Below are 8,061 nucleotides of genomic sequence, written 5' to 3' on the forward strand. Positions count from 1 at the left end.
GTCTCACTCCGGCTGGCCCCACGCCCCGCACTCTGGCGGGGCACGGGAGGCCGGGCCGCAGCCGACCGACCGACGCTGCGGACCCGTTAACACCACACCCCATGATCCGCTCCCTCCGCACCGGCGTCTCCGGCCTCAAGTCCAACCAGGTCCGCATGGACGTGATTGGCAACAACATCGCCAACGTCAACACGGCCGCCTTCAAGCGCAGCCGCGTCGCCTTCAACGAGCTGCTCGGGCAGCGCCTGCTCGGGCTCGGCCGCTCCTCGGGCGGGTCGGGCATCAACCCGGCGTCGATCGGGACCGGCGTCGCGATCGGCTCGGTCGACCAGGACTGGAGCCAGGGCACGTTCGAGTACACGAACGTGGGCACCGACCTGGCCCTCTCGGGCGACGGCTACTTTATCGCCAAGGGCGGCGACGGCAACGTGCTCACGCGCGCCGGCAACTTCACGTTCAACGCCGACGGCGAGCTCGTGACCGCCGGCGGCCTCCCGGTCCAGGGCTGGCAGTACAACCCGGACGGGACGCTGAACACGGGCCAGCTCCAGAACATCCGGCTCGACCTCGAGCTCAACGCGGCCCCGAAGGAGACGGACGAGGTCGGCATCGGCGGGAACCTCTCGGCCAACCTCGACGCCGCCCCGCTCGACCCGGCCGCCGACCCGCAGCCGCTCGACAGCCAGATCACCATGTCGCAGGTGGTCTACGACGGCCAGGGCCGCGCCCACACGCTCGTCACGACGCTCCAGAAGACGGCCACGAACGAGTGGGGCGTGGCCTCGGCCCAGCTCGCCGGCGACGCCAACGCCACCCCGCCCGTGCCCGCCACCGACCTCACGGTCTCGGCCGGGGCCGTCACGTTCGACAACGCCGGGAACCTGACGGCGCCCGACCCGGCCACGTTCGACATCACGGGGACCTACCCCGGGACGGCCGGCGACGACGTCGCGCTCACGCTCGACGTCGCCCAGCTGACGCAGTACGGGGGCTCGACGACGGCCACCATCAGCAGCCAGAACGGGCAGGCCGCCGGCCGGCTCGTCGGCTACGGGATCGACCCCTCGGGCACGCTCTCGCTCAACTTCTCGAACGGCGAGCAGCGGGACGTCTCGAAGATCGCGATCGCGCAGGTCAACAACCCGAACGGGCTCGAGCAGCGCGGCGAGAACTTCTACGGCGTCACGAGCGCGGCCGGCGACCTCCTCGTCGGCCGGGCCGGCCAGGAGGTGAACACGTCGGTCGTCGCCGGCGCCCTCGAGTCGAGCAACGTGGACCTGGCCAACGAGTTCACCGACATGATCGTGACGCAGCGCGGCTACCAGGCCTCGGCGCGCGTGATCACGACGTCGGATGAGCTGCTCCAGGAGCTCGTCCAGCTCAAGCGCTAGGAGGCGTGTTAATGGGTAGAGGGACGGGCTGAGGCCGCCCCGCCTGCCACGGTGTGCCCAAAAATGGGGCGCTGGCTGCAATCGCAGCCGGCGCCCCACGCCGTTCCCGACGCTGCACCGCCCCCTTTCGGAGGTTAGAAAGAGCGGGCCGACGGACAAGTTTTAATTCCGCGTCTCCGAACCGCAGATGTCTCCACCACTTTATTCCCTGATATGTATTCGGACCCGACGATGCAGGCCGAAGGAGAGAGAGATAAAGCAGACGCCCGTCGCCGTGTCTAAGAACGTGACGCAAGGATAACGACGACACCGCGCGCCGTGCACGCCATGTTCACAGAATCCCATGGACCCCGCCCCGCCCCGCCTACGGGCGCGTTCTGGAGGCCGAGTCAGCAGCGACCGAAGTTGGCCGCGAACCCCTCGGCGTACCCGGCGCCGAGGGCGGGGTGAGCGCGGGCGGGGTGGAAGAGCGACGCCTACACCGCTCCGCCCGCGGCGTACGGGTGGCGGTCCGCCGAGCGGTACGCGCCGCCCGCGGAGGCGGGCACGGGCGGGGCGGGCAAACAGCGAGCGCCCCGCCGAGAGACGTCGGCGGGGCGCGCGGGCGGGGCGGAACGTCGGGCGCTACGCGGCGGGAAGCCGGATCTGCTGGCCCGGGTAGATCTTGTCGGGGTCCTCGATCACCTCGCGGTTGGCCTCGAAGATCTTGGTGTAGTCGCCGGGGTCGCCGTACTTGTCCTGGGCGATCTTCGAGAGCGTGTCACCGCTCTGGATCGTGTAGTACGTCGAGCGCGAGGCGGCGGGCGCGGCCGCGGTCGTGGCGCCGGCCGTCTGGGCGCGCTGACCGGCCACGCGGAGGCCGTCGTCGTCGACGCTCGTGACGCCCTTGACGTTGCCGGCGATGAGCGCAGCCTTCTCCTTGGCCGCCTGGCTCTTGGCCTCGCCCTGGAGCGTCACGCGGCCCTTGTCGTAGCGGACGCCCAGCGTCGGGACGTTGCTGCCGAGCGCGCGCTCGACCTCTTTCTTGATGGTCTCGGCGGCGTTCTCGTCCTTGTCGAACAGCTGCTTGCCGGCGTCTTTGATAAAGTCGAGGAGTCCCATAAGAGAGGCGGAGCGTGGGGAGAGAGAGGGGGCCGCTCGACACGACGCTCGGGCCTCCGCTGTTCCCCGACGGCGCCGTCAGCGGCGCCCCCACCCCGCCCGTGCGGGGCGGCCTGGGGCGGGGCGGAACGCGCGGCTCGCCCCGCCCTCTCGGACCCCGGGCGGGGCGATCTTCCGGCCCGCTCCGCCCTCGCCATGCCCGCCCCGCCCGGCTCGACCCCGCCCCCCGCCGCCGTCGTGGCCCTCCCCGGAGGCCGCGACTACGCCGTCCACTTCGACCCTCTCGCCGAGCTCGCGCGGCACCTCCGCGAGGCCGGGCTGCGCGGCCCGCGCGCGCTCGTGGTCACCGACGAGACGGTCGGCCCGCTCTACCTCGACGCCGTGCGCGCGGCGCTGGGCGGGGCGGGGTGGGACGTCGAGGCCCTCGCGGTCCCGGCCGGCGAGGCGTCGAAGAGCGTCGGCCAGTGGTCGGGCGTCCTGGACTGGGCGCTCAGGCTCGGGGTCGACCGCCAGACGCCGGTCCTCGCGCTCGGCGGCGGCGTCGTGGGCGACCTCGCCGGGTTCGCCGCGGCCACGCTCCTCCGCGGGCTCCCGCTCGTCCACCTCCCGACGACGGTCATCGCCCAGGTCGACAGCGCGATCGGGGGCAAGACGGGCGTCAACCACGCGACGGGCAAGAACCTCGTCGGCGCGTTCTACCAGCCCCGCTTCGTGCTCGCCGACCCGGCCACGCTCCAAACGCTCCCGGACCGCGAGCTGCGGAGCGGGCTGGCCGAGGTCGTCAAGCACGCGCTGATCGCGGACGCGGCGCTCGTCGAGCGGCTGGAGCGCGACTGGGACCAACTCCTCGACCGCGACGAGGCTGTGCTCGGGCGCGTCGTCCGCGACGCGGCGGCGGTCAAAGTGGGGGTCGTGGCGGCCGACGAGTTCGAGACCGGCGACCGGGCGCTGCTCAACTTTGGCCACACGTTCGGCCACGCCGTCGAGCGCGAGGCGGGCTACGGCGCCCTCACGCACGGCGAAGCCGTGGCGCTGGGGATGCGGGCGGCCGTCCACCTCTCGGCCTCGCTCGCCTCGGGGCGCGTGGCCGGCGTCCTCCCCGCCCCGTTCGACCGGGCCGACGCGCTCGTCGCCCGCCTCGCCCCGCCCGCCCTCGACGCGGCCGTCTCGGACGACGCCCTCACGGACGCCATGCAGACGGACAAAAAGCGGACGTCGCGCGGGCTCCGGTTCGTGGTCCTCGACGACGTCGGCCGCGCGCGGCTGGCCGAGGACGTGCCCGCGGACGCCATCGCCGCGGCCTGGCGCTACGCCCGCGGCGAGTAGGGCAGCGGAAGACCACCGCCCCGCCCCCGGCGTAGGCGGGGCGCCCGTCGTAGCGGCGTTGCATGCAACGCCGTCGGGCGCGGCGTCCGGGCGGGGCGGCGGCGTTCAGGACCGCCCCGCCCTCTGGGTCCGCTCGCGTCGGACACGACGAGTCGTGTCCCTACGGGTGCCCGTCATCGGGCGGGGCGGCGCCTTCTCCGACCGCCCCGCCCGCCCCACAACCACCCCGATCCCCTCTTGGCTGCGCCGACGCTGCGCGGTGGCCAGGAGGGGGACTGCCGCCGCCTCGGGACAGCAACGTGCCCGTCGCGACCGCCCGCGGGACCCTCCGCCCCGCCCCGCGGGTCAGACCCGCCCCGCCCTCCAGGTTCGCCTCCCTTGCCGTCCCATGCCTGACCTCCCCGCCCACGTCCGCGTCGCGATTGTCGGAGCCGGATTCGCCGGGCTCGCCACGGCCATCCGGCTGACGCAGGAGGGCGAGGACGACTTCGTGGTCCTGGAGCGGGCCCACGAGGTGGGCGGGGTGTGGCGCGAGAACCGCTACCCCGGCGCCGCCTGCGACGTCGAGTCGCGGCTCTACGAGCTCGACGCGGCCCCCAACCCCGACTGGTCGCGCCGGTTCGCCGGGGGCGAGGAGATCGGCGCCTACCTCCGCGGGCTCGTCGGCGACTTCGAGCTGGGGCCGCACCTCGCGTTGGGGACCGAACTGGAGGCGGCGCGGTGGGACGAGGACGCCGCGCGGTGGCGCCTCGACACCTCGCGCGGCGCGCTCACGGCCGACGTCCTGGTGGCGGCGCCGGGCGCGCTCGCCGAGCCGCGCCTGCCCGACCTCCCCGGCCTCGACACGTTCGAGGGGCCGGCGTTCCACACGGCGCAGTGGGACGAGTCGGTGGACCTCGACGGCCAGCGCGTGGCCGTGATCGGGACGGGCGCCTCGGCGATCCAGGTGGTCCCCGGGATCCAGCCGCGCGTCGGCCGGCTCACGCTGTACCAGCGGACGCCGGCGTGGGTCATCCCGCGCCGCGACAAGGCGCTCTCGCCGCGCGTGCGGCGGCTGCTCCGGCGCGTCCCGCTCGTGCGGAAGGCGCTCCGCGGGTCGCTCTACGTCCACCACGAGGCGCTCGGGTTCGTGTTCCGCCACGTGAGCCTGGCGCGCGTCGCCGGCCACGTCCTCGGGCTCCACCTCCGGCGCCAGGTCAAGGACCCCGCCCTGCGCGAGACGCTCCGGCCCGACGACACGCTGGGCTGCAGGCGCGTGCTCCTCTCGGACGATTACTACCCCGCCCTCACGCAGCCCAACGTCGAGGTCGTCGCGGGCGGGGCGGTCGAGGTCCGCCCGGGCGGCGTGGTCGGGGCCGACGGCGTCGAGCGGCCGGCGGACGTGGTCGTGTTCGCGACGGGGTTCTACGCGACCGAATTCCCGTTCGCCGAGCACCTCGTGGGCGCCGACGGCCGGACGCTGGGCGAGGTCTGGGGGGCGAGCCCGAAGGCGCACCTGGGCACGACCGTCGCCGGCTTCCCCAACCTGTTCGTGCTCCAGGGGCCGAACACCGGGCTGGGCCACTCGTCCGTGCTCCTGATGGCCGAGGCCCAGATCGAGCACCTGGTCAACGCCCTCGCCTTCCTCGACCGGCCCGACGTGGCCGCCGTCGAGCCGCGGCCCGAGGCGCAGGCCGCCTTCGTGGCCGACGTCGACGCGCAGATGGAGCGGACCGTGTGGCTGTCGGGGTGCGAAAGCTGGTACCTCGACGAGACCGGCCGCAACGCGGCGCTGTGGCCGGGCGGGGTGGGCGCGTTCCGCCGCCGCGTCGGGCCGTTCGACGAGAGCGAGTACCGCCTCCACCCCGCCCCCGCGCCCGTCCATGCCTGAGAGTCCGCCCGAGCCCACGACCACCGACCGCGTGCGCGGCGCCGCCGCCCGCGCCCTCGGCCGCCTCCCCGCCCCGCTCCAGGACGCCCTGGCCGACGCGCTCCCCGGCGGCCCGGCGCCCGCCGTCGACGGCCAGCGGCTGGACCCGGCGGTCCGCCTGCTCCTCGCGCTCAACCCCGACGGCGCGGGCAACGCCTCCCACGTCCGGGCCGACCCCGTCGGCGCGCGCGCACGGCTCCGCCGCGAGGTGCTCGGGCTGGCGGGGCGGCCGACGGCCGTGGGCCGCGTGCAAAACCTCGTCGTGGGCGGGGCGGCCGGCCCGCTCGACGCCCGGCTCTACCGCCCCGCCCACGCCGAGCGGCCGCCCCTCGTCGTTTACTTCCACGGCGGCGGCTACACGCAGGGCGACCTCGACACGCACGACGAGCCGTGCCGGCTCCTGTGCCGGCAGGCCGGGCACGCCGTCCTGAGCGTGGACTACCGGCTGGCGCCGGAGGCCCGGTTCCCGGCCGCCGTCGAGGACGCCGAGGCCGCCTTCCGGTGGGCGCGCGACCACGCCGAGCGCCTCGGCGCCGACCCCGGCCGCGTGGCCGTCGGCGGCGACAGCGCGGGCGGGGCGCTCGCCGCGGTCACGGCCCAGGCCGTGCGCGGGCGGGGCGGTCCCGTGGCGCAGCTCCTGATCTACCCATCGGCGGACCACCCGACGCCCCGCCCCTCGCGGACGCTCTTCGACGGCTACATCCTCCCCGACGCGCTCCGCCGGGCTTATTTCGACGTCTACACGCGCGGGACGGGCGTGGACGACGACGACCCGCGCCTCTCCCCCATCAGCGGTCGCCTCGACGGGCTCGCGCCGGCGTTCGTGGTGACGGCCGGGTTCGACGTGCTCCGCGACGAGGGCGAAGCCTACGCGCGCGCTCTCGACAGCGCGGGCGGGGCGGTCGCGCTCTACCGGCAGGCGGCGCTCCCGCACGGGTTCGTCAACCTCACGGGCGTGAGCCCGGCGGCGCGGCGGGCGACCGTCGCCGTCGCGCGGCGGTGGCGGCGGTTCCTTGCCGAGCACGCGGCGGGCGGGGCGGCGTAGGGGTCCGTCTGACAACGAGATCTGCGAGCGGCGTGCGGACGCATTCGGCCACGGGTGTGCGTAGAATTCGGACCCGCTCGATGCGGACCCAAACCGTGCCGCCGCCCCGCCCCCGACGATGCCCTTCCCGCTCCGAGACAACGTGGCCGCCGTGACGGGCGCGGCCTCCGGCATCGGCCGGGCGACGGCGCTCGCGCTCGCGGCGCGGGGGTGCCACCTGGCCCTGGCCGACCGCGACGAGGCCGGCCTGGACGCCACGATCGAGCAGGCCGAGGGGCACGGCGTCCGCGTAAGCCGCCACGCGTTCGACGTCACCGACGCCGCCGACGTCCGCGCCTTCCCCGTCGGCGTACGGTCGGCCCACGGGCGCGTGGGCGTGCTCCTCAACAACGCCGGCGCCTCGCTCGTCGGCCACTTCGAGGACGTGTCGCTGAAGGAGTTCCGGTGGCTGATGGAGGTCAACTTCTTCAGCGTCGTCGGCCTCACCAAAGCGTTCCTGCCGCTCCTCAGCGAGCAGCCGGAGGCCCGCCTCGTCAACGTGTCGAGCCTGTTCGGGCTCATCGGCCCGGCCGAGCAGGTGGCCTACGCCTCGTCCAAGTTCGCCGTCCGCGGCTTTAGCGAGGCGCTGCGCCACGAGCTCGAGGGCACGCCGGTCGGCGTGACGGTCGTCCACCCGGGCGGGATCCGCACGGGGATCGCGACGAGCAGCCGCGTGGCCGCGCGCATGGACGCCGACGCCGCCGCTCGCAAAACGAAGGCGTTCACGGACCACGCGCTCCGCCTGGAGCCCGAGGTGGCCGCCGACGCCATTGTCCGGGGCATCGAGCGCCGCAAGGCCCGCGTCCTCATCGGCGCCGACGCCCAGGCCGGCGACGCGCTCGCCCGCCTCTCGCCGGGCCGCTACTGGTCGATCATGCGCCGCCAGTACCGGCGGATCACGGGCGAGGTGGGTTGAGGGTTGAGGGTGCTCGCCCATTCCGGCAGCGCGGGGGCGGGGCGGCGGCCCCGGCGGCGCCCGCCCCGCCCGTGGCGCTGAGGGCGGGGTGGTGCCGGGGGGCGCGGCGGGCGAGGACCGGCCGCCCCGCCCGTAGGGTGAGCGGGGGCGTGGGCGGATCCGCGCTGGGCAGGCGCGCAAGCAGCGGGACCGCCCCGCTCGACCCGGACACGACGAGTCGTGTCCCTACGGATGACCCCACCGACCGGATCACGTTGGGAGACAACCGCATGACCGGAACTTTGCCGCCCCGCCCGTTCCCCTCTTCCCCTCTTCCCCTCTTCCCCTCTTCCCC

The 8,061-nt window shown here is 74.8% G+C and carries 6 protein-coding genes; 5 read left to right on the forward strand and 1 reads right to left on the reverse strand.

What is annotated here, in order from left to right; all coding sequences use genetic code 11:
• Positions 1–101: 101 nt before the first annotated feature.
• Positions 102–1,391 carry a flagellar hook protein FlgE gene (locus RM540_RS11475; protein ID WP_311664197.1) on the forward strand — a complete coding sequence of 430 codons (1,290 nt, stop codon included), beginning with the start codon at positions 102–104 and terminating at the stop codon, positions 1,389–1,391.
• Positions 1,392–2,015: 624 nt separating this feature from the next.
• Here the strand turns inward: RM540_RS11475 and lysM are convergent.
• On the reverse strand, positions 2,016–2,492 hold the full coding sequence (lysM, locus tag RM540_RS11480) for a peptidoglycan-binding protein LysM (RefSeq protein WP_311664199.1): 477 nt from the start codon (positions 2,490–2,492) through the stop codon (positions 2,016–2,018).
• A 195-nt stretch (positions 2,493–2,687) separates the two neighbouring features.
• Here lysM and aroB point away from each other — a divergent pair, with 195 nt between their 5' ends.
• From aroB to RM540_RS11500, 4 genes are all read left to right on the forward strand, one after another.
• The gene (aroB, locus tag RM540_RS11485; protein WP_311664201.1) at positions 2,688–3,818 is read left to right on the forward strand and encodes a 3-dehydroquinate synthase; all 1,131 of its coding nucleotides are present in this window, start codon (positions 2,688–2,690) and stop codon (positions 3,816–3,818) included.
• 388 nt (positions 3,819–4,206) lie between these two features.
• Positions 4,207–5,688 carry a flavin-containing monooxygenase gene (locus RM540_RS11490; RefSeq protein ID WP_311664203.1) on the forward strand — a complete coding sequence of 494 codons (1,482 nt, stop codon included), beginning with the start codon at positions 4,207–4,209 and terminating at the stop codon, positions 5,686–5,688.
• Positions 5,681–6,772, forward strand: coding sequence for an alpha/beta hydrolase (locus tag RM540_RS11495; RefSeq protein WP_311664205.1), 1,092 nt, complete (start codon positions 5,681–5,683; stop codon positions 6,770–6,772). The genes RM540_RS11490 and RM540_RS11495 overlap by 8 nt, the downstream gene beginning before the upstream one ends.
• Before the next feature lie 118 nt (positions 6,773–6,890).
• Positions 6,891–7,727: an SDR family NAD(P)-dependent oxidoreductase gene (locus RM540_RS11500; RefSeq protein WP_311664206.1), complete on the forward strand. Its 837-nt coding sequence runs from the start codon at positions 6,891–6,893 to the stop codon at positions 7,725–7,727.
• The last annotated feature ends 334 nt before the right edge of the window (positions 7,728–8,061 follow it).

The organism is Rubrivirga litoralis, from assembly GCF_031846415.1.
Classification (GTDB): Bacteria; Bacteroidota; Rhodothermia; order Rhodothermales; family Rubricoccaceae; genus Rubrivirga; species Rubrivirga litoralis.